Origin of the sequence: Streptomyces cinerochromogenes (genome assembly GCF_014648635.1) — a bacterium.
GTDB lineage: Bacteria > Actinomycetota > Actinomycetes > Streptomycetales > Streptomycetaceae > Streptomyces > Streptomyces cinerochromogenes.
In genome coordinates, this window is sequence record NZ_BMRM01000020.1 from 43,678 (window position 1) to 63,800 (window position 20,123).

The 20,123-nt window shown below is 72.9% G+C and carries 18 protein-coding genes and 1 riboswitch; of the genes, 6 read left to right on the forward strand and 12 right to left on the reverse strand.

Annotation, left to right across the window (positions count from 1 at the left end):
• Positions 1 to 35: 35 nt before the first annotated feature.
• The gene (locus tag IEZ20_RS31660; protein WP_189305065.1) at positions 36 to 1,283 is read right to left on the reverse strand and encodes a sensor histidine kinase; all 1,248 of its coding nucleotides are present in this window, start codon (positions 1,281 to 1,283) and stop codon (positions 36 to 38) included.
• Positions 1,284 to 1,288: 5 nt separating this feature from the next.
• The gene (locus IEZ20_RS31665; RefSeq protein ID WP_003993508.1) at positions 1,289 to 1,942 is read right to left on the reverse strand and encodes a response regulator transcription factor; all 654 of its coding nucleotides are present in this window, start codon (positions 1,940 to 1,942) and stop codon (positions 1,289 to 1,291) included.
• Between the two features lie 412 nt (positions 1,943 to 2,354).
• Here IEZ20_RS31665 and IEZ20_RS31670 point away from each other — a divergent pair, with 412 nt between their 5' ends.
• Positions 2,355 to 2,528, forward strand: a complete 174-nt coding sequence (locus tag IEZ20_RS31670; RefSeq protein WP_023546087.1) for a hypothetical protein — start codon at positions 2,355 to 2,357, stop codon at positions 2,526 to 2,528.
• Between the two features lie 136 nt (positions 2,529 to 2,664).
• Here IEZ20_RS31670 and IEZ20_RS31675 read toward each other — a convergent pair whose 3' ends face one another.
• Complete coding sequence (locus IEZ20_RS31675; RefSeq protein ID WP_189305067.1) at positions 2,665 to 3,480, reverse strand: inositol monophosphatase family protein; 816 nt, start codon at positions 3,478 to 3,480, stop codon at positions 2,665 to 2,667.
• Positions 3,481 to 3,488: 8 nt separating this feature from the next.
• The gene (locus tag IEZ20_RS31680) at positions 3,489 to 4,616 is read right to left on the reverse strand and encodes a ferrochelatase (RefSeq protein ID WP_189305069.1); all 1,128 of its coding nucleotides are present in this window, start codon (positions 4,614 to 4,616) and stop codon (positions 3,489 to 3,491) included.
• Between the two features lie 162 nt (positions 4,617 to 4,778).
• On the opposite strand from IEZ20_RS31680, the gene IEZ20_RS31685 reads away from it, so the two are divergent.
• Both IEZ20_RS31685 and IEZ20_RS31690 read left to right on the forward strand, forming a co-directional pair.
• Complete coding sequence (locus tag IEZ20_RS31685) at positions 4,779 to 6,017, forward strand: MFS transporter (RefSeq protein ID WP_189305070.1); 1,239 nt, start codon at positions 4,779 to 4,781, stop codon at positions 6,015 to 6,017.
• Complete coding sequence (locus IEZ20_RS31690) at positions 5,977 to 7,296, forward strand: D-arabinono-1,4-lactone oxidase (RefSeq protein ID WP_189305072.1); 1,320 nt, start codon at positions 5,977 to 5,979, stop codon at positions 7,294 to 7,296. Before IEZ20_RS31685 ends, IEZ20_RS31690 begins: the two co-directional genes overlap by 41 nt.
• On the opposite strand, the gene IEZ20_RS31695 is transcribed toward IEZ20_RS31690, so the two are convergent.
• Entirely contained in the window at positions 7,220 to 7,996 is a 777-nt protein-coding gene (locus IEZ20_RS31695) for a hypothetical protein (RefSeq protein WP_189305074.1), read from the reverse strand. The genes IEZ20_RS31690 and IEZ20_RS31695 overlap by 77 nt on opposite strands.
• A 480-nt stretch (positions 7,997 to 8,476) precedes the next feature.
• On the opposite strand from IEZ20_RS31695, the gene sepH reads away from it, so the two are divergent.
• Positions 8,477 to 9,517 carry a septation protein SepH gene (sepH, locus tag IEZ20_RS31700; RefSeq protein WP_189305076.1) on the forward strand — a complete coding sequence of 347 codons (1,041 nt, stop codon included), beginning with the start codon at positions 8,477 to 8,479 and terminating at the stop codon, positions 9,515 to 9,517.
• Positions 9,518 to 9,569: 52 nt separating this feature from the next.
• Here sepH and IEZ20_RS31705 read toward each other — a convergent pair whose 3' ends face one another.
• On the reverse strand, positions 9,570 to 10,421 hold the full coding sequence (locus tag IEZ20_RS31705) for a sulfurtransferase (protein ID WP_189305078.1): 852 nt from the start codon (positions 10,419 to 10,421) through the stop codon (positions 9,570 to 9,572).
• A gap of 319 nt (positions 10,422 to 10,740) precedes the next feature.
• Here IEZ20_RS31705 and IEZ20_RS31710 point away from each other — a divergent pair, with 319 nt between their 5' ends.
• Positions 10,741 to 11,532 carry a VOC family protein gene (locus IEZ20_RS31710; RefSeq protein ID WP_189305080.1) on the forward strand — a complete coding sequence of 264 codons (792 nt, stop codon included), beginning with the start codon at positions 10,741 to 10,743 and terminating at the stop codon, positions 11,530 to 11,532.
• 65 nt (positions 11,533 to 11,597) lie between these two features.
• Here IEZ20_RS31710 and IEZ20_RS31715 read toward each other — a convergent pair whose 3' ends face one another.
• The 4 genes from IEZ20_RS31715 to IEZ20_RS31730 form a co-directional block, all read right to left on the reverse strand.
• The gene (locus IEZ20_RS31715; protein WP_189305081.1) at positions 11,598 to 12,248 is read right to left on the reverse strand and encodes a thymidine kinase; all 651 of its coding nucleotides are present in this window, start codon (positions 12,246 to 12,248) and stop codon (positions 11,598 to 11,600) included.
• 43 nt (positions 12,249 to 12,291) lie between these two features.
• Positions 12,292 to 13,488: an alkaline phosphatase family protein gene (locus IEZ20_RS31720; protein WP_189305083.1), complete on the reverse strand. Its 1,197-nt coding sequence runs from the start codon at positions 13,486 to 13,488 to the stop codon at positions 12,292 to 12,294.
• Positions 13,488 to 14,084 carry a DUF5998 family protein gene (locus IEZ20_RS31725; RefSeq protein WP_189305084.1) on the reverse strand — a complete coding sequence of 199 codons (597 nt, stop codon included), beginning with the start codon at positions 14,082 to 14,084 and terminating at the stop codon, positions 13,488 to 13,490. Before IEZ20_RS31725 ends, IEZ20_RS31720 begins: the two co-directional genes overlap by 1 nt.
• Positions 14,085 to 14,522: 438 nt before the next feature.
• Positions 14,523 to 17,333 (reverse strand): bifunctional acetate--CoA ligase family protein/GNAT family N-acetyltransferase, encoded by a 2,811-nt coding sequence (locus IEZ20_RS31730; RefSeq protein WP_189305086.1) that lies wholly within the window; start codon positions 17,331 to 17,333, stop codon positions 14,523 to 14,525.
• Positions 17,334 to 17,511: 178 nt separating this feature from the next.
• On the opposite strand from IEZ20_RS31730, the gene IEZ20_RS31735 reads away from it, so the two are divergent.
• Positions 17,512 to 17,793 carry an HPr family phosphocarrier protein gene (locus tag IEZ20_RS31735; protein WP_014675499.1) on the forward strand — a complete coding sequence of 94 codons (282 nt, stop codon included), beginning with the start codon at positions 17,512 to 17,514 and terminating at the stop codon, positions 17,791 to 17,793.
• A 237-nt stretch (positions 17,794 to 18,030) separates the two neighbouring features.
• Here IEZ20_RS31735 and IEZ20_RS31740 read toward each other — a convergent pair whose 3' ends face one another.
• Positions 18,031 to 18,717: a GntR family transcriptional regulator gene (locus IEZ20_RS31740; RefSeq protein WP_189305088.1), complete on the reverse strand. Its 687-nt coding sequence runs from the start codon at positions 18,715 to 18,717 to the stop codon at positions 18,031 to 18,033.
• Between the two features lie 198 nt (positions 18,718 to 18,915).
• The gene (locus IEZ20_RS31745; RefSeq protein WP_189305090.1) at positions 18,916 to 19,671 is read right to left on the reverse strand and encodes a M23 family metallopeptidase; all 756 of its coding nucleotides are present in this window, start codon (positions 19,669 to 19,671) and stop codon (positions 18,916 to 18,918) included.
• Between the two features lie 12 nt (positions 19,672 to 19,683).
• Positions 19,684 to 19,844: riboswitch (cyclic di-AMP (ydaO/yuaA leader) on the reverse strand.
• Between the last annotated feature and the right edge of the window lie 279 nt (positions 19,845 to 20,123).

A 20,123-nucleotide genomic window follows, 5' to 3' on the forward strand; every position in this document is an offset into this window, starting at 1 on the left:
TAGAGCGAACAATCTCCGCGTGTGTCGGTCCGGTCTCACAGCGGCATCGTGACCCGCATCACCAGGCCGCCGCCCTCGCGGGGCTGGGCCAGGATGTGGCCGCCGTGCGCGCGGGCCACGGACCGGACGATGGAGAGGCCGAGGCCCACCCCCTTGTCGCTGCCCGTGCGCTCGGTGCGCAGCCGCCGGAACGGCTCGAAGAGGTTGTCGATCTCGTACGCCGGGACGACCGGGCCGGTGTTCGTGACGGTCAGCACCGCCTGCCCGTGCTGGATGTCGGTGGTGACCTCGACCCAGCCGCCCTCGGGCACGTTGTACCTTACGGCGTTCTGCACCAGGTTCAGCGCGATCCGCTCCAGCAGTACACCGTTGCCCTGCACCACGGCCGGTTTGCGCTCGCCGCGGATGCCGACGCCCTTGGCCTCCGCCTCGGCGTGCACCTGGTCGATGGCCTGCGTGGCGACCTCGGCCAGGTCGACCGGCTTGCGCTCGACGATCTGGTTGTCGCTGCGGGCCAGCAGCAGCAACCCCTCGACCAGCTGTTCGCTGCGCTCGTTGGTGGCGAGCAGGGTCTTTCCGAGCTGCTGGAGTTCCACCGGCGCGTTCGGATCCGACAGGTGCACCTCGAGGAGCGTGCGGTTGATCGCCAGCGGGGTGCGCAGTTCGTGGGAGGCGTTGCCGACGAAGCGCTGCTGGGCCGTGAAGGCCCGCTGCAGGCGCTCCAGCATGTCGTCGAAGGTGTCCGCCAGCTCCTTCAGCTCGTCGTCCGGGCCGTCCAGCTCGATACGGCGGGACAGGTCCGAGCCGGCCACCTGGCGCGCGGTGCGGGTGATCCTGCCGAGCGGGGAGAGCACGCGGCCGGCCATCGCGTACCCGAACGCGAAGGCGATCACGGCGAGGCCCAGCAGGGCCAGCAGGGAGCGGCTGAGCAGGTTGTCCAGGGCGCCCTGGCGCTGCTGGTCGACGCAGTGGGCGATCGCGTCGTTGAAGTCCGACAGCGGCAGGCTGGTGGTGTTGATCGCGGGGCAGTTGTCGCTGGAGACCCGGATCTGGGTCCCGCTGACGATCTTGAACAGCGGCTGGTTGCCGGTGCTGATCGCCTGGGCGGCGAGCAGGTAGATGATCGACAGCAGCAGGATGCCCGCGATCAGGAACATGCCGCCGTACAGCAGCGTCAGCCGTATGCGGATGGTCGGACGCAGCCACGGGAAGGGGGGCTGCGGCCTTCTGGGGTCCCAGGTGGGCTTCGGTGGCGCCTGGGGCGGCGCGGGGGTCGTGGCCACGGCGATCAGATCCGGTAGCCGGAGCCGGGGACGGTGACGATGACGGGCGGCTCGCCCAGCTTGCGGCGCAGGGTCATCACCGTCACGCGCACCACGTTGGTGAACGGGTCGGTGTTCTCGTCCCAGGCCTTCTCCAGCAGCTGCTCGGCGGAGACGACCGCGCCCTCGCTGCGCATCAGCACCTCCAGCACCGCGAACTCCTTGGGTGCGAGCTGGACCTCCTTGCCGTCGCGGAAGACCTCGCGGCGGTTGGGGTCGAGCTTGATGCCGGCGCGCTCCAGGACCGGGGGCAGGGGCACGCTGGTCCGGCGGCCGAGGGCGCGGACGCGCGCGATCAGCTCGCTGAACGCGAACGGCTTGGGCAGGTAGTCGTCGGCGCCGATCTCCAGGCCCTCGACGCGGTCGCTGACGTCACCGGAGGCGGTGAGCATCAGGACGCGCGTGGGCATGCCCAGCTCCACGATCTTGCGGCAGACGTCGTCGCCGTGCACGAGCGGGAGGTCGCGGTCGAGGACGACCACGTCGTAGTCGTTGACGCCGATGCGCTCGAGGGCGGCCGCACCGTCGTACACGACGTCGACGGCCATGGCCTCCCGGCGCAGCCCGGTGGCCACCGCATCGGCGAGCAGTTGCTCGTCCTCGACGACGAGTACGCGCACGTCCCTTGTCCTTCCTGTGTCCACCCGCGTAGCGCGCCGTGGGCGCGTGCGGGCAGGGGTGTCCGTGAGGTGTGACCCCCATCCTGCCCTTTTCGGCCATAAGTCGGCTGTAAGGCGGGGTCCGGGCCGCAGGGGCGGGGTTCCGGGCCGGGAATACGAGAATTTCTCCTCCGGTTGAGGTTTCCGCGGGAGGGAGCGGGGGGAGGACGGCTTTACACCCCGCGATCACGCTCTGCATGTGCCGCAGCACCATGCGGTACTGCTCCATCCGCTTCGCAGAGCGGACGCGGATGTCCGGCACCGTCGCCGCCCAGCAGGGCAGCGCTGGGCACCCGCGAGAGACGTGATCGCCCCTTCCCTACGGCACACCCCCGTGCCACCCGACCCACGACCCAGGACGAGGGGGCGCAGCATGGACGCTTTCACCGCAGGACTTCTGCAGCGCATAAGGGCGACCGAGTCCGACCTGTCGCGGGCTCGTGACGAGGGCGACGACTTCCTCGTCGAGGTGGAGCAGGCAGAGCTCGACGACCTGCGACGCCTCGCCGCCGAACACGGTGTGGAGGTCGGCGCGTCACGCGTCTGATCGGCCCGAAAGCGCAACGAGGGACCCCGGCGAATCCAGCGCCGGGGTCCCTTCGCGTGCGTACCCGGGACATCGGTGTGCGTAACCCGGAGGTCGGCGTGCGTACACCCGGGCTTGGCGTGTGCGCTCCCCGGGGTCAGTCGTGCCAGGCGCCGAAGTCCTCCAGCAGCCGCTGCAGCGGCTCGAACACCCCCGGCGACCCGGCGACGGTCAGATCCCTCGACGGCCGCTCGCCGGGCCGTCCGCCGGTCAGCGCGCCCGCCTCCCGGGCGATCAGGTCACCCGCCGCGTAGTCCCACGCGTTGAGCCCCCGCTCGTAGTAGCCGTCGAGCCGGCCGGAGGCCACATCGCACAGGTCGACCGCCGCCGAGCCGCTGCGCCGGATGTCCCGCAGCAGCGGGACGAGCCGGGCGGCGACCTCGGCCTGGTGGGTGCGGACCTCGGTGACGTAGTTGAAGCCGGTGGAGACCAGGGCCTGGTCCAGCGGGGGCGCGGGGCGGCAGGCGAGCGCCCGCTCGCCCTCCCAGGCGCCGGTGGCCCACGCCCCGCCGCCGCGCACGGCGTGGTACGTCTCGCCGCGCATCGGGGCCGCGACGACCCCGACGACGGTCTCGCCGTCCTGCTCGGCCGCGATGGACACCGCCCACGTCGGCAGGCCGTACAGGTAGTTGACGGTGCCGTCGAGCGGGTCGATCACCCAGCGGACGCCGCTCGTTCCCTCGGCCGAGGCACCCTCCTCGCCGAGGAAGCCGTCCTCGGGGCGCTGCCCGGAGATCAGATCGGTGATCAGCTTCTCCGCTGCGATGTCCATCTCGGTCACGACGTCGATGGGACTGGACTTGGTCTTCGCCACGGCCAGGTCGGCGGGACGGCCGTCGCGCAGCAGCTCGCCGGCGCGGCGGGCAGCCTCCTGGGCGAGTGCGAGCAGGTCCCGGTGCAGGGCGTCGGTCACGGGTCTCCTCACGCGTAGGGGCTGTCGGCGCCCGCGGCGGCGGGGCGGGCCGCGCGGGCCGGGCAGCAGCCGACCGGGCACAGGTGGTGGCTCGGCCCGAGCGCGCCGAGAGCGCAGGGGGTGACCTGCTCGCCGCGCTCCACGGCGGACCGCTCCAGGATCAGCTCGCGGACGGCCGCGGCGAAGCGCGGGTCGGCGCCCACGGTGGCCGAGCGGCGCACCGGCAGGCCCAGCTCCTCGGCCTTGGCCTTCGCCTCGGTGTCGAGGTCGTAGAGGACCTCCATGTGGTCGGAGACGAAGCCGATGGGGGCCATGACCACGGCCGGGACGCCGGCGGCGTGCCGCTCCTCGAGGTGGTCGCAGATGTCGGGCTCCAGCCAGGGGATGTGCGGGGCGCCGGAGCGGGACTGGTAGACGAGCCGCCAGGGGTGTTCGACGCCGGTGCGCTCGCGGACCGCGTCGGCGATCAGCTGGGCCACGTCCAGGTGCTGCGCGACGTAGGCACCACCCTCGCCGTGGGCCTCGACCGGGCCGGAGGTGTCGGCGGCGGAGGTGGGGATGGAGTGGGTGGTGAAGGCGATGTGGGCGCCCGCGCGGACGTCCTCGGGGAGGTCCTCCAGGGCCCGCAGCACGCCGTCGGTCATGGGCCCCACGAAGCCGGGGTGGTTGAAGTAGTGCCGCAGCTTGTCGATCCTCGGCGGCTGAAGGCCCTCGGCCTCCAGGGCGGCCAGCGCGTCGGCGAGGTTCTCCCGGTACTGCCGGCAGCCCGAGTAGGAGGCGTAGGCGCTGGTGGCGAGGACGAGGACGCGGCGGCGGCCGTCGGCGACCATCTCGCGCAGGGTGTCCGTCAGGTACGGCGCCCAGTTGCGGTTGCCCCAGTAGACCGGCAGGTCGAGACCGTGGTCGGCGAAGTCCTTGCGCAGGGCTTCCAGGAGGGCGCGGTTCTGGTCGTTGATGGGGCTGACCCCGCCGAAGAGGAAGTAGTGCTGCCCGACTTCCTTGAGGCGTTCCTTCGGGATGCCGCGCCCGCGCGTGACGTTCTCCAGGAAGGGGACCACGTCGTCCGGGCCTTCGGGGCCGCCGAAGGAGAGCAGGAGCAGGGCGTCGTACGGGGTGGCATCGAGCGCGTCTGGCATGAGTCGATCCTGCCACCCGGCACTGACAGCGGGGAAACAGCGCGGTGAGGAGTCGGGTCGGTGCGGTGTGCCGGGACACGTCCCCGACGGATAATCCGCGAGACTTAGGGTGACCTAACCCGTAAGCTGTTGCCCCCTGCTTCACGCCTTACGGAGACCCGCGTGCCCAGCCCCTACAGAGCCCTGTTCGCCGAGCCCGGCACCCAGGCCTTCGCCGCCGCGGGATTCCTCGGCCGGATGCCGCTGTCGATGATGGGCATCGGCGTGGTCACGATGGTCTCCCAGCTCACCGGCCGGTACGGCCTCGCGGGCGCCCTGTCGGCCACCATGGCGCTGTCCGCGGCCGCGATCGGGCCGCGGATCTCCCGGCTGGTGGACCGGCACGGGCAGCGCCGGGTGCTGCGCCCCGCGACCCTGGTGGCCCTGGCCGCGGCGGGCGGCCTGCTGTTCGCCTCCCACCTGCGCGGGCCGGACTGGGTGCTGTTCCTGTGCGCGGCCGGGATCGGCTCGGTGCCGAGTCTGGGCGCGATGGTCCGGGCCCGCTGGGCGGCGCTGTACCGGGGCACCCCGAAACTGCACACCGCCTACTCGTTCGAGTCGGTCGTGGACGAGGTCTGCTTCATCTTCGGGCCGATCATCTCCATCGGCCTGTCCACCACCTGGTTCCCGGAGGCGGGCCCCCTGCTGGCCGCCTGCTTCCTGGCCGCCGGCGTCTTCTGGCTGACCGCCCAGCGCGCCACCGAGCCGGAGCCGCACCCGCGCGAGGAACACGGCGGCGGCAGTGCCCTGCGCTCCGCGGGGCTCCAGGTGCTGGTGGCGACGTTCGTGGCGACCGGCGCGATCTTCGGGGCCGTGGACGTGGTCACCGTCGCCTTCGCCGACGAGCGCGGCCACAAGGGCGCCGCGAGCGTGGTCCTCGCGCTGTACGCGGCCGGTTCCTGCGTGGCGGGCGTGGTCTTCGGAGTGCTGCGCTTCCGCGGGGCGCCGGAGCGCCGCTGGCTGCTGGGCGTGGCGGCGATGGCCGTGAGTATGATCCCCCTCCTACTGGTTGGAAACCTGCCGCTTCTGGCCGTGGCGCTGTTCGTAGCGGGGCTGTCCATCGCGCCGACGATGATCACGACGATGTCCCTCATCGAAGAGCACGTACCGCGCGCACGGCTCACCGAGGGCATGACCTGGGTGAGCACCGGCCTCGCCGTCGGCATCGCGGTCGGCTCCTCCGTGGCCGGCTGGGTGATCGACGCGGCCGGGCCACGGGCCGGGTACGGGGTTCCGGCCGTGTCCGGGGCCGTCGCGGTCGCGGTCGGTTTCCTCGGGTACCGCCGGCTGCGCAGGCCGGCCGCGGGTCGGGGAGGCACCGTTGAGCAGCACAGCGAGCGGGAAGAACGGCACCTGGCGTAACTGGGGCGGCAATGTCGCGGCCCGGCCCGCCCGGCAGGTCGAGCCGGCCTCGGTGGAGGAGCTGGCCGCCGCGGTGCGCCGCGCCCGGGAGGACGGCCTGAAGGTCAAGGCGGTCGGGACCGGACACTCCTTCACCTCGATCGCCGCCACCGACGGTGTGTTGATACGCCCTCAACTGTTGACGGGCATACGCAGCATCGACCGGGACTCCATGACGGTCACCGTGGAGGCGGGTACCCCGCTCAAGAGACTCAACGCGGCTCTCGCGCGCGAGGGCCTGTCGCTCACCAACATGGGCGACATCATGGAGCAGACGGTCTCCGGGGCCACCAGCACCGGGACGCACGGCACCGGCCGCCTGTCCGGCTCCATCGCCGCCCAGATCAAGGGGCTCGAACTCGTCACGGCCGACGGCTCGGTGCTCACCTGCTCCGAGAAGGAGAACCCGGAGGTCTTCGCCGCCGCCCGGATCGGCCTGGGAGCCCTGGGCGTCGTCACCGCGATCACCTTCGCCGTGGAGCCGCTCTTCCTGCTCACGGCGCGCGAGGAACCCATGCCTTTCGAGCGGGTCGTCGCCGAGTTCGATCAACTGTGGGCCGAGAACGAACACTTCGAGTTCTACTGGTTCCCGCACACCGGCAACACCAACACCAAGCGGAACAACCGCAGCGCCGGCCCCGAACAGCCGGTGGGGCAGCTGGCCGGCTGGTTCGAGGACGAGTTCCTCTCCAACGGAGTCTTCCAGGTGGCCCAGTGGGTCGGCCGCGCGGTCCCGGCGGCGGTCCCGGCGATCGCGCAGATCTCCAGCAAGGCCCTGTCCGCGCGGACGTACACGGACATCCCCTACAAGGTGTTCACCTCGCCGCGCCGGGTGCGCTTCGTGGAGATGGAGTACGCCGTCCCGCGCGCGGGCCTGGTGACGGTGCTGCGCGAGCTGAGGACCATGGTCGACCGCTCGGGCCTGCGGGTCAGCTTCCCGGTCGAGGTGCGCACCGCCCCGGCCGACGACATCACCCTGTCCACCGCCTCCGGCCGGGACAGCGCCTACATCGCCGTGCACATGTTCCGGGGCACGCCGTACCAGGCGTACTTCACCGCCGCCGAGCGCATCTTCACCGCGCACGAGGGACGTCCGCACTGGGGCAAGGTGCACACGCGGGACGCGGAGTACCTCGCCCGGGTGTATCCGCGCTTCGGCGAGTTCACGGCGCTGCGGGACCGTCTCGACCCGGACCGGCTGTTCCAGAACGACTACCTGCGGAGGGTGCTGGGGGCGTAGGCGTCGTGGCGGACGCGCTCGGCGCAGCGGACGTGGGGGCCGGGGTGGCCGGGTCGCCGCTCGGCTCGCCGCTCTTCTCGACGCCGCCGGACCCGCCGCCGTCCCCGCCCGGGTCGCTGCTCGGCTCCCCGCTCGGGGAGGTGCCGGGTGCCGGGGAGGTGCCGGGGGCCGTACCGCCGCCGGTGGACGGCGTGTGCCGCGGGGACGGGGTGCGCGAAGGGGCGGGTGCGTCGCCGGACCCGGCGCCGGAGGCGCCCCGGCCGGTGACGGCGTCGCTGACCGTCGTCCCGCCGCCGCCGCTGAAGGTGCCGCCGGACACCAGCTCGTACGCCGTGATGCCGGCCATGGTGACCCCGAAGACCAGGGCCGCGGCGACCAGCGGGCGGCGCCGGCCCCTCGCCCGCGCGCGGTAGACGGTGCCCTCGGTGAACGCGCCCGGCGGCGCGGGCGCTTGTTCCCTCGGCGGGGCCGTCACGGCGTTCCTCTCCCGCAACTGCTCCCCGGTCCGCTTGAAGAAGTGCTGGAAGACGGAGCCGCCGCAGGTGGCGACGACGCTGACGACGCCGGCGCCGAGGATCGTGCCGTACACCCCGAAGTACGAAGCCAGTTTGGCCGCCACGACCGCCGCCAGGGCGCTGCCCGCGACCTGGGGGACGCTCAGATCGATCCGCTTCCGCCCCGTATCGGGTGTCTCGCGCATACCCGGAACTTGCCTGCCTTTCCCGTACTTGATCGACATTGACCGACCGACTGCACGAGAAGGGGACGTACGGACGAAACCATTAGTTCCGTTTCTGGCGATTGCGTGAAGTTCACCACGTTCATGATCGGTAAAACCGGTTGCGAAGGGCCAAGTCGCAGCCCTTGCCTGAAGTTGGGCGGCGCGCCAATCCACGCACGTGGTCCGAATGGAGTACTGTTGCGAGCCCTGGGTCCGGTCTCCCACCAGGGTGCCCGCGGCCAGCCAGGACCGCCGGGAGGGGGCTAGTTGCACAGGGTGACGCAGTTGGTCACTTAGCGTTGCGAACAGGTAACCGTGCCATAACGGCGGTCCCGGGCCCGCGCCCGACACGCCGGGCAACTCGGCAAGGTTGTGGCAGGCTGCACCCGGGCAGGCCACACTCGACTAGCGGAAGCAGCGACGCACGTGACGTCGGCAGGCACCACCCGGGAGGTCCCCATGCCCGAACTGCGTGTCGTGGCCGTCTCGAATGACGGCACACGGCTGGTGCTGAAGGCTGCCGACTCTACGGAGTACACGCTTCCGATCGACGAACGCCTGCGCGCCGCCGTGCGCGGCGACCGGCCGCGCCTCGGCCAGATCGAGATCGAGGTCGAGAGCCATCTGCGCCCGCGGGACATCCAGGCGCGGATACGAGCCGGTGCCACCGCGGAAGAGGTCGCCCAGCTCGCCGGCATCCCCGTCGACCGGGTACGGCGCTTCGAGGGCCCGGTGCTGGCCGAGCGCGCCTTCATGGCCGAGCGGGCCCGCAAGACCCCGGTCCGCCGCCCCGGTGAGAACTCCGGCCCGCTGCTCGGCGAGGCCGTGCAGGAGCGGCTGTTGCTGCGCGGTGCCGAGAAGGACACCGTGCAGTGGGACTCCTGGCGCCGCGACGACGGCACCTGGGAGGTGCTCCTCGTCTACCGGGTCGCGGGCGAACCGCACTCGGCGAGCTGGACGTACGACCCGCCCCGGCGGCTCGTGCAGGCCGTGGACGACGAGGCACGCTCGCTCATCGGCGAGTCCGACGACCTGGCCGTGCCGGAGCCGAGCTTCCCGTTCGTCCCGCGCATCGCCCGGCTGCCGCGCGAGCGCTCCATGGACCGCGCTCTCGACCGCAGCGACCGCGAACGGCCCAGCCTGCCCGCGCAGTCGTCGGAGCCGGCCGAGGAGGGCGCGGGCGAACGCGACTCGCTGACCAGCCTGCTGGAGGCCGTGCCGAGCTTCCGGGGCGACCTGGTGGTCCCGGAACGCCCCGCGGAGCCCGCCGAGGAGTCCGAGGACGAACCCGCCGCCGAGGAGCCGCCGGCGCCGGCCGCGTCCGCCGGCTCCGCCTACGCGGATGTCCTCATGCCGCGTTCCGTCGGCAGCCACCGCGACCGGCTGATCGGCGCGACCGACCGCCAGGCCGAGGCCGACGGCGTCCGCCCCGGCCGCCGCGCCGCCGTCCCGAGCTGGGACGAGATCGTGTTCGGCACCCGGCGCAAGAAGCAGGAGTAGGCCTCCCTGGGAGGGGGCACGCGCGCGTGCCCCCTCCCGGGGAGGAGCCCCGCTACTGCGGATCCGCCCCCACCGCCACCGGCCGGGACGGGTCCGAGGACCATTCGGACCAGGAACCCACGTACAGGGCCGCCGGGATGCCCGCCACCGCCAGCGCGAGGACCTCGTGGGCGCCGGAGACGCCCGAACCGCAGTACACGCCCACCTCGGTGTCCTCGGACACCCCCAGGGCCTTGAAACGGTCCTTCAGCTCCACCGCGGGCAGGAAACGGCCGTCGGGGCCCACGTTCTCCGTCGTCGGGGCCGAGACCGCGCCCGGGATGTGCCCGCCGACGCGGTCGACCGGCTCCACCTCGCCGCGGTACCGCTCCCCCGCGCGCGCGTCCAGCAGCACACCCGTACGGGCCAGGGCCGCGGCCTCGTCCGCGTCCAGCAGCCCCGCGTCCGCGGGCCTGGGCGCGAAGTCGCCCTCGGCCGGGGCCGGTGTCCCGGTGGACAGTTCCCCTTCCCAGGACGGCAACCCGCCGTCGAGCACCCGCACGTCCGGGTGACCCGTCCAGCGCAGCAGCCACCACGCGCGCGCGGCGGCCCAGCCCTGGCCGCCGTCGTACACGACGACCGGACGCCCGGCCGACACGCCCGCGCGGCGCATCGCGGCGCCGAACTCCGCGAGGTCGGGCAGCGGATGGCGGCCGTGCGCGCCGGGCGCGGAGGCCAGCTCCCGGTCCAGGTCGACGAAGACCGCGCCGGGGATGTGCCCGGCCGCGTACTCGGCCCGGCCGTCGAAGGCCGGCGCGCCCGCCGCCTTCGCAAGACTCAGCTGCCAGCGCACGTCCAGCAGCACCGGCGGGGTGCCCCCGGTCAGCTGCTGTGCGAGTTCGGATGCGGTGATGATGGCTGTCATGGCGTCCATCCATACGCCAGGGGTGGCCGCGGCGTCCAGGTCCGGCTACTCTGCTCGGCCGGACAGGCTCGATCACGAGGCGTATGGGATCGAGCACGTGCCGTACAGCCGACGGACCCCCGCCGGCCCTCGTCAGGAAGCGGCGAAAGACGGCAGATCGGGCATCCTTTCGTGGTGACGGCCGAGCGGCGCGGTACGGCCCCGGGCCACCGCGGAGGATGCGGGTACCGGCACGGGCGTACGCGCCAGCGGCGTGGACACCCCTTCCGGGGAGCGGAAGCGACACGGCCACCGCGAGGGGCCGGGGAGAGAGTGATCGATGACCGAGGCACCGGAGTCGGCCGGTCCGCACGCACGGCGCGTGCCCGGCACGCCCTGCTGGGTGAGCCTGATGGTGCACGGGCTGGACACCACCGAGGAGTTCTACGGTGAGCTGTTCGGCTGGGAGTTCCGGCCGGGCCCGCAGCAGCTCGGCCCGTATGTGCGGGCGCTGCTGGACGGGCGGGAGGTGGCGGGCATGGGCCAGCTGCCGCCGGACCGCCGGCTGCCGGTCGCCTGGACGCCGTACCTCGCCTCGGACGACGTGGACCAGACCGCGGACACGGTACGGCTGTGCGGCGGCACGGTGGCCGTCGGCCCGCTGGACGCCGCCGAGGCCGGGCGGATGGTGATCGCCTCCGACCCGGCCGGGGCGGTGTTCGGGATCTGGCAGGCCACCGCGCATTTCGGCACGGCGGTCACCGGGGTGCCCGGCACGCCGGTCTGGAACGAGCTGCGCACCTTCGAGACGGAGAGCGTCGGCAAGTTCTACAAGAGCGTCTTCGGCTTCGAGGAGGAGCCGGAGGTGTCCGCCGACTTCGACTACCTGACCCTGCGCCTCGACGGCCGGCCGGTGGCCGGACTGCACGGCATGGGCCAGGCACTGCCGCGGGACCGGGGGCCGCACTGGGAGACGTACTTCGAGGTGGCCGACCTCGGAGAAACGCTGCGGCAGGTCACCGGCCTGGGCGGCCGGATCCTGCGGCCCGCCCACGACAGCCCGCACGGGCGGGTGGCGTCGGTGGCCGACCCGGAGGGCGCGGAGTTCTCGGTGGTCCAGGATCCGCGCTGAGCCCCGTACGGGCCGGGAGGGGCAGGTCCAGGACCCGCGCGGAATATCCGTACGGGCCGGGAGGGTCAGGCGGAGGGGACGGGCAGCACGTCCGGGGACAGGGCCGCCGCGCGGGCCGACGCGGCGGTCATCCGGCGCCGGTGGTGGCGGCGGCACAGCACCTCGTAGCCGACCTCGCCCGCGGCCTGGTTGACGTCGCCGACGACCACCTGGGCGCCCTCGACCACCATCTCGCCGCCGATCGTGCGGGCATTGTGCGTGGCGCGGGCGCCGCACCAGCACAGCGCCTCCACCTGGAGCACCTCGATCCGGTCGGCCAGCTCCACGAGCCGCTGCGAACCGGGGAACAGCTTGGAGCGGAAGTCGGTGGTGATGCCGAAGGCGAAGACGTCCAGGCCGAGATCGTCCACCACGCGGGCGAGCTGGTCGATCTGCCCGGGTGCGAGGAACTGCGCCTCGTCCGCGATCACGTAGTCGGCCCGGCCGCCCTGCGAGAGATGGTCCACGAGGTAGGCGTACAGGTCCTGGCCGTCCTCGACCTCCACCGCGTCGGTGACCAGGCCCAGCCGGGAGGACAGCTTGCCCTCGCCCGCCCGGTCGTCCCGGGTGAAGATCATCCCGACCAGCCCGCGCGCCGAGCGGTTGTGCTCGATCTGCAGAGCCAGCGTCGACTTCCCGCAGTCCATGGTTCCGGAGAAGAACACCAGCTCGGGCATGAGACGTTGAGGACCTTTCAGCGGGGGAGGACAGGGCGAGGGGTCAGGAGCGTACTTCGAGCAGCGGGACCAGCTGCTCGGCAGGGGTCATCGAGCCGTGGTTGCCGACCAGCGCGGACTCCTTGGGCTCCCGTTCGGAGGCGATGATCAGGACGTCGTCGTGCGCGGCGGCGACCACGTCGCCGATCCGCGGGTACACGCGCTCGTCGCACTCGCCGGGCGGCCCGAACCAGCCGGCCGAGATCGCCTCGTCCCGCGACGCCACCCAGAACTGCTCCCCGAGCACCTCGCGCCAGACGGTCAGGACGTCGTTCTCGGCGCCCGGCACCGCGTACACGTGCCGGGCCCGGCCCTCCCCGCCCAGCAGGGCGACGCCGGCGCGCAGTTCCCAGTCCTCGTCGAAGTCGATGCGGTGCTGCTCGTCGAACGGCACGTCGACCATGCCGTGGTCGGCGGTGACGTAGAGGGCGCTGCGCGGCGGCAGCTGCTCGGCGAGGCGCTGGGCGAGCCGGTCGACGTTCATGAGCTGGCCGCGCCAGGTATCGGAGGCCACGCCGTAGCGGTGTCCGGCGCCGTCCAGCTCGGAGTAGTACGTGTACACCAGCGAGCGGTCCCCGGCGGCCAGTTGCCCGGCCGCCAGGTCCATGCGGTCCTCGCCGGTGAGCCGGCCGTGGAAGCTGCCGCCGCTGAGCGCGACCTTGGTGAGCGGGGTGTGCTCGAAGGCGGGCGAGGACACCTGGGCGGCGTGCACCCCGGCCTCGTGGGCCAGCTGGAAGACGGTGGGGTACGGCTGCCAGGGGCGCGGTTCCGTGTACGGCTGCCAGCGGAGCTGGTTCATCAGCTCGCCGGTCTCCGGGTTGCGCACGGCGTAGCCGGGCAGGCCGTGGGCGCCGGGCGGCAGGCCGGTGCCGACGGAGGCGAGGGAGGTCGCGGTGGTCGCCGGGTACCCGGTGGTGAGCGGACGGCCGGTGCCGCCGCGCGAGCTGCCGAGCAGGGAGGTCAGGAAGGGCGCCTCGTCCGGGTGGGCCCTGAGCTGCTCCCAGCCGAGGCCGTCGATCAGGAAGACGCAGACCCGGTCGGCGGGGGTCAGCTCGCCGATCGTGGCGGTCAGGCCGGGGACGCCCATGCCCGCGGCCAGGGTGGGCAGCAGGTCGGCGAGGGAGCCGGTGCCGTACTCGGGCAGCGGGGCGGTGTGGAGGGCGAGGGGTTCCGGGTGGTCCCAGGCGGAGAGCTGGGACATCAGCGGGTGAGGTCCGCGGTCGCCTCCGAGATGGACTGCGCGAAGGCGAGCGCCTGGCGCACCGTCTCCGGGCCGTCCCCGGCCTCGCTGACGCGCAGGCTGAGGTCGTCCGCCGTGGAGCTGCCCGTGTAGCCGTGGTCGGCGTCGCAGTTGGGGTCGCCGCAGGCGGCGGGCTCCAGGTCGATGCGGTTGACGGCGCCCCAGCCGATGGTGAGCACGACCTCGCGGGGCAGCGTGCCCGGCTTGTACTGCTCGGGGTTGGCGACCACCCGGCTGACCACGACCGAGGAGATCCGGTCGAGCTTCACGGACTCGGTGGAGGTGGTGGCGTACGGCGTCGGGGAGGTGCTGTCGGCGGCCTGCTCGTCGGTGTGGCTGACGATGAAGCGGTTGCCGGTGAGCACCAGGACGGTCACGTGCCGCCGCACCTCGTTCTGGTCGAAGGTGGTCTCCTGGTGGACCAGGTACGACCGGACGGGCTCGCCGCCCACAGCGGCCTCCACCGCCTCGGCCACGAGGGCCGGGTAGTAGCCGCTGCGCTCGATCGCCGCGCGCAGCCCCTGGGTCGTCGTACTGGTCTTGGCCATGGCGTCCATCCTAATCCGTGGGCAAGGGGGGTCCGGGCCAGTCGCCCGGACCGGGAGCGGCCTCCGTGTCCGCGCGCCGGGGCCTGGGCACGGACCCCGGGAGGATGGCCGGCGCTTCGGCGGCGACCAGGCAGGAGACGGCCTCCCGGCCGCCGGCGTCCGCCTCGAACGCGACGACGAGGGGCGCGGCCTCGCCCAGGACCCGGGCGAGACGGGCCGTCTCCCGGGGGTGGGCGGGCGGAAGACGGGGTCCTGGAAGGCCGGCGGGCAGGAGACGAACAGCGGGGCGGTGAAGATCACTTCGAGGCCGTGGTGGTAGGTGAGGTCGTACCCGGCGGCCAGGCGCAGCTGCCCCGCGTCGCAGGCGGTGATCTCCCAGTCCCACCAGCTGCCCTCGGGCAGCTTCCGTCCCGCGATCTCCATGCGCTCCCCTTCCCCCGGGCCCGCTCAGTAGGCCGGCAGGGTCCGCGGGCCGAGGTCGTCGCGGGCGGGGGGTGGTGCGAGACGCACCGTGGCGCCGAGCACGCTGACTCCGTGCGGGGCGACGACGACCGGCTCCAGGGTGACCGCGACCACCTCCGGGTGGTCGTCGACCAGTCGGGACACCCGCAGCAGCAGCTCCTCCAGGGCCGGGGTGTCCACCGGTGTGGAGCCGCGCCAGCCGAACAGCAGCGGTGCCGTCCGGATGGACCGCACGAGGGAGGTCGCCTCCCGGTCGGTGACGGGGACCAGCCGGTGGGCCATGTCGCCGAGCAGCTGGGAGGCGGCGCCGGCCAGGCCGAAGGACAGCACGGCGCCGGCCGCCGGGTCGATCACCGCGCGGACGACCGTGTCGACCCCGCGCGGTGCCATGCCCTGCACCACCGGACGCAGTTCCTCCGGCTGCCCGAACAGCTCGGTCAACTCGGTGTACGCCCGCAGCAGTTGCTCCTCGTCGGCGAGGTCCAGGCGTACGCCGCCCAGGTCGGCGCGGTGCCTCAGGTGCGGGGCGGTGGCCTTGAGGGCGACCGGGTAGCCGAGCGCGCGGGCGGCCTCCACGGCCGCGTCCGGGGTGGGCGCGGGCAGGGCGCGGCGCACGGGTATGCCGTACCTGCCGAGCAGCTCGCAGGTCTCCGCGTCGGAGATGGTGAGCCCCTCCCCGCGCGCGAGCAGCTCGCCGATCAGCCGGGCGGCCCCCTTCTCGTCGATGTCGTCGAACTCCGGCACCCTCCCGGGATCGGCCGCCTCCCGCCGCCACTCGGCGTACTTCACGGCTTCGGCGAGGGCCCGGACGGCACGTTCGGCGGCGGGGTAGGCCGGGATGAGGTGCGTGCCCTCGGGAGGGGTCGTCAGGGTGGCCGGGGCCGCGGCCTCCGCGGTGCCGGGCGCCTTGTCGACGGCCCCGGGTGCCGTGCTCGCCGCGGCCGACAGCGCCTCCGCCAGTCCCCCCAGCTCCACGTGCACCACCAGCACCGGCTTTCCCGGCACCGCCGCGGCGGCCGACCGCAGCGCCTCCGCCAGCTCGGCGTCCCCCGGCGAGCCCTCTCCGATCGCGGGGATCGCCGTCACGACGACGGCGTCGTTCGTGTCGTCGGCCAGCGCCGCGGCGAGCGCCCGGTGGAAGTCCTCCGCCCTCGCCCCGGTCGTCAGGTCCACCGGCCGGGCCGGCCGCAGCCCCTCGGCGAGGCACCGGTCGTACGTCAGCACGCCCAGCGACTCGGAGTTGCCGAGGATGGCCACGCGCGGCCCCGTGGGCAGCGGCTGGCGCGCGAGGAGCAGCCCCGCGTCGACCAGCTCGGTGATCGTGTCGACCCGGATCACGCCGGCCTGCCGGAGCAGCGCGGAGACGGTCGCGTACGGCAGCCGCGTCGCCCGTACCGCGTGGCCCTGGGGTGCCGTGCCGGTGCCCTGGACCACCACGAGCGGCTTGGCCGCCGCCGTCCGCCGGGCGAGGCGGGTGAACTTGCGGGGGTTGCCGATGGACTCCAGGTACATGAGGACGACGTCGGTCTCGGGGTCGTCGTACCAGTACTGCAGGACGTCGTTGCCGGAGACGTCGGCGCGGTTGCCGGCGGACACGAACGTGGAGACGCCGGTGACACCGGTGACCCCTCCGCCGCGCCGGTGCAGCCGGGACAGCAGGGCGATGCCGATGGCCCCGGACTGGGCGAACAGCCCGATGCGGCCGGGGCGGGGCATCTCGGGTGCGAGGGAGGCGTTCAGCCGGACCTCGGCGGCGGTGTTGATGATCCCGAAGGCGTTCGGGCCGATGATCCGCATGCCGTACGCGCGCGCGGCCCGCACGAGGGCGCGCTGCCGCTCGCGTCCCTCGGGCCCGCTCTCGGCGTATCCGGCGGAGAGCACGACCAGTCCCTGGACGCCGTGTTCGCCGCACTCGGCGACCACGGCGGGCACGTCCTCGGCCGGTACGGCGACGACGGCGAGGTCCACCGGCGCGTCGATGTCCCGCACCGAGCGGTGCGCGGGCACCCCGTCGACCTCCTTGAGGTCTTCGGGGAAGGCCTTGTTCACCGCGTACAGACGGCCGGGGTAGCCGGCGTCGCGGATGTTGCCGAGGACGCCGCGGCCCACTCCGCCGGGGGCACGGCCGACGCCGACGACCGCGACGGAGCCGGGGGTGAGGAGCCGCCGTACCGAGCGGGCCTCGGCGCGCTGCTCCCGCGCGCGCTGCACGGCGAGGGAGCGGTCGGTGGGTTCGAGGTCGAACTCCAGGCGGACGACGCCGTCCTCGAAGCTGCGCTTCTGGGTGTAGCCGGCGTCCGTGAACACCTTGATCATCTTGTTGTTGGCGGGCAGCACCTCGGCGGCGAAACGGCGGATGCCCCGCTCGCGCGCCACGGCCGCGATGTGCTCCAGCAGCGCGGAGGCGACCCCGCGGCCCTGGTGGGCGTCCTGCACCAGGAAGGCGACCTCGGCCTCGTCGGCCGCCCCGGACGCGGGCAGCCCGTCCGTGCCGATGCGGTCATAGCGTACGGTGGCGATGAACTCGCCGCCGATGGTGGCCGCGAGTCCCACCCGGTCCACAAAGTCGTGGTGCGTGAAGCGGTGGACGTCCTTGGCGGAGAGTCGCGGGTACGGCGCGAAGAAGCGGTAGTACTTCGACTCGTCCGAGACCTGCTCGTAGAAACTGACCAGGCGGTCGGCGTCATCAACGGTGATGGGCCGGATGCGCGCGGTACCACCGTCGCGCAGCACCACGTCCGCCTCCCAGTGGGCGGGGTACTGGTACCGGTCCTGCCGGTCCGCCGAGGTCTGCATGGGCCCCAGAGTACGGCTCGCGTCCGACAACGGCGCGAGGCAGTCTGTGGAGGACGGAAGAGCCGGACCGAGGCCGCGGTCCGGCGCCACACCGAGAGGGGACGCAGTCCCCTCCGGGCACGCTTCACGATGTGGGAAACTGGTCTAGACAACCCTGAACACCGAAGGGCAGCAACACATGGCTGAGCGCCGCGTCAACGTCGGCTGGGCCGAGGGCCTCCACGCCCGCCCCGCCTCCATCTTCGTCCGAGCCGCCACGGCCGCAGGCGTCCCGGTGACGATCGCCAAGGCCGGGGGCAACCCCGTCAACGCGGCCTCCATGCTGGCCGTCCTGGGCCTGGGCGCCCAGGGTGGCGAGGAGATCGTCCTCGCCTCCGACGCCGAGGGTGCGGACGCCGCCCTCGACCGTCTGGCCAAGCTGGTCTCCGAGGGCCTGGAGGAGCTGCCCGAGACCGTCTGAGCGAGCCGTCGATCAGAGCGCCGGAGCCGCGTTCGCCTTTCGGGGCGGCGCGGCTTCGCCGTATCCGGAGCGGCGCCCGTCGTCCCCGGAGCGGCGCGGCTTCGCCCCTACGTGGAAGTGCTCCGGCAGCTGCCGTCGATTTACGGGGCGGCCGGCGCCATAATTCCGGGCACGATAAATCCGGGCAGCAGAAATGCCCCGCCCGGAAATACCTCTTCTTTGTATACGGCGCCCGTGTTAATGCCGCAGGCCCGACATGTTTACGGCGTGTTGCGAAGTCCTCACACGCTCGGCGGCCCCGGAAAAGCGCAGTCGATGGGCGCCCGTCGCACGCTCGGCGTGCAGGGCCGTGAGCGCCCGCGCGCGCTCGGCGTCCCCGCGTGCCACCGCGTCCACGATCGCCCCGTGCTCCGTCCAGGACTCCACGGGACTGCCCGGCGCCTCCACCGCGTACATCCAGGCGATCTTGTGCCGCAGCTGGGTGAGCATGGAGGTCAGCGAGGGACTGCCGCAGGCCTGGGCGAGCGTCTCGTGGAACCAGCCGCCCAGCGAGCGGAGATCCTCGCTGCTGCCCCTCCTGGCCCGCTCCTGGCCCAGCCGGACCAGGCCGCGCAGCACCTTCAGATGGGCCTCGGTACGCCGCTGGGCGGCCCGGGCGGCGCCCAGCGGCTCCAACAGCATCCGCATCTCCAGCAGGTCGGCGGCCTCCTGCTCGGTCGGCTCGGCCACGCACGCGCCCGCGTGCCGGCGCGTCACCACGAACCCCTCGGCCTCCAGGGTGCGCAGGGCCTCACGCACGGGGACGCGCGAGACGCCGTACCGGCGGGCCAGGACTTCCTCGGTGAGCCGGCCGCCGCGCTCGTAGACACCGGCGACGATGTCGTCCCGGATCGCCGTGCACACCGAGTGCGCCGGAATACGCATGACCGACCTCCGCCTTAATCCCCGTGAAACGCCGACGATGGACGCGTGTTCCGTGAACTCTATTCCAATGGGCCGGAATTTCCGACGGCAGGCGGTAATCCATGGATATTTTTTGGTCAGCGCATCCGGCGGACGCTGCGAAAAACGGCGAAAGCCCCGGCTCGGTGAGCCGGGGCTTCGGACAGCCGTGCGGTGGCGTCAGAGGTCCACGCCGTGCTTGCGGAGGTAGGCGACCGGGTCGACGTCCGAGCCGTACTCGGGGGTCGTACGCGCCTCGAAGTGCAGGTGCGGGCCGGTGACGTTGCCGGTGGCGCCGGACAGGGCGATCTGCTGGCCCGGGACGACCTTCTGGCCCACCGTGACGCCGATGGACGACAGGTGCCCGTACTGGGTGTACATGCCGTCGGCCATCCGGATCACGATCTGGTTGCCGTACGCGCCGCCCCAGCCGGTGGAGACGACCGTGCCCGAACCCACCGCGTGGACGGCCGTACCGCTGGCCGCGTGGAAGTCGATGCCGGTGTGCGAGCCGGAGGACCACAGGGAGCTGCTGGCCTGGTAGCCGGTGGAGACGTACGAGTGCGCGATCGGGGCGACGAAGGTGTTCAGCAGCTTGCGCTCCGCCTCGCGGGCGGCACGGGCCTTGGCCGCCCGCACCTCCTCGGCCCGCTTGGCGGCGGCCTTCGCCGCGGCCTCCTCGGCCGCCTTCTGCTCGGCGGCGTGCTGCTGGGCGGCGGCCTGCGCGTCGATCTGCTCGGGGACGTCCTCGGTCATGGTGAGGACGGGGACGAGGCCGGTCTGCTCCGTGGGGTTCTCGGCGGCGAGCGCCGGGGAGGCGGCGAGGGTGCCGATCACACCGGTGGTGGTGAGGGCCGCGACGCCGGCCGCCTGAGCCGTGGTCCGCTTGACCCGACCGGGCTTGCGGTGCTTCCCGGTGGCGCACATGAACGCCATGAAGTGGCTGGTCCTTTCCTTCCCTCTCGCCTACCGGGTTAGCTGACGGGTTCGGAGCAGGAAGGTCTCCTACGGGCCCCCTCGCAGCCGCGCGGGCGCCCGATTCACCCCAGGGACGATGGGTCCCCGGCTCCCCTGGCTCGCGCCGTACGGGGACTCGGCGATGACTGTCCGGTGCCGCGGGTGCGGCGCACTGCCTGACGAACAGCCCGGACGACGCTACGGCGGCCCGCTTTCAATCCTCAAACAGATCCGGGTTTTTGTAGCGCATCCCACAGGGCAGACAGGCAACCTCCGCCCCAAAACGGGCATCTGAGGAACCGCGTGGAAGAGCGGGGGACGAGCGGGGGACGAGCGGGGACGAGCGAGGGAAGAGCCGGGGGAAAGCGGTGGCACGGCAGGGGCCCTGACGACCCGTAGGTCGGCGGGGCCCCACGCGCGCGTGCCGCCGG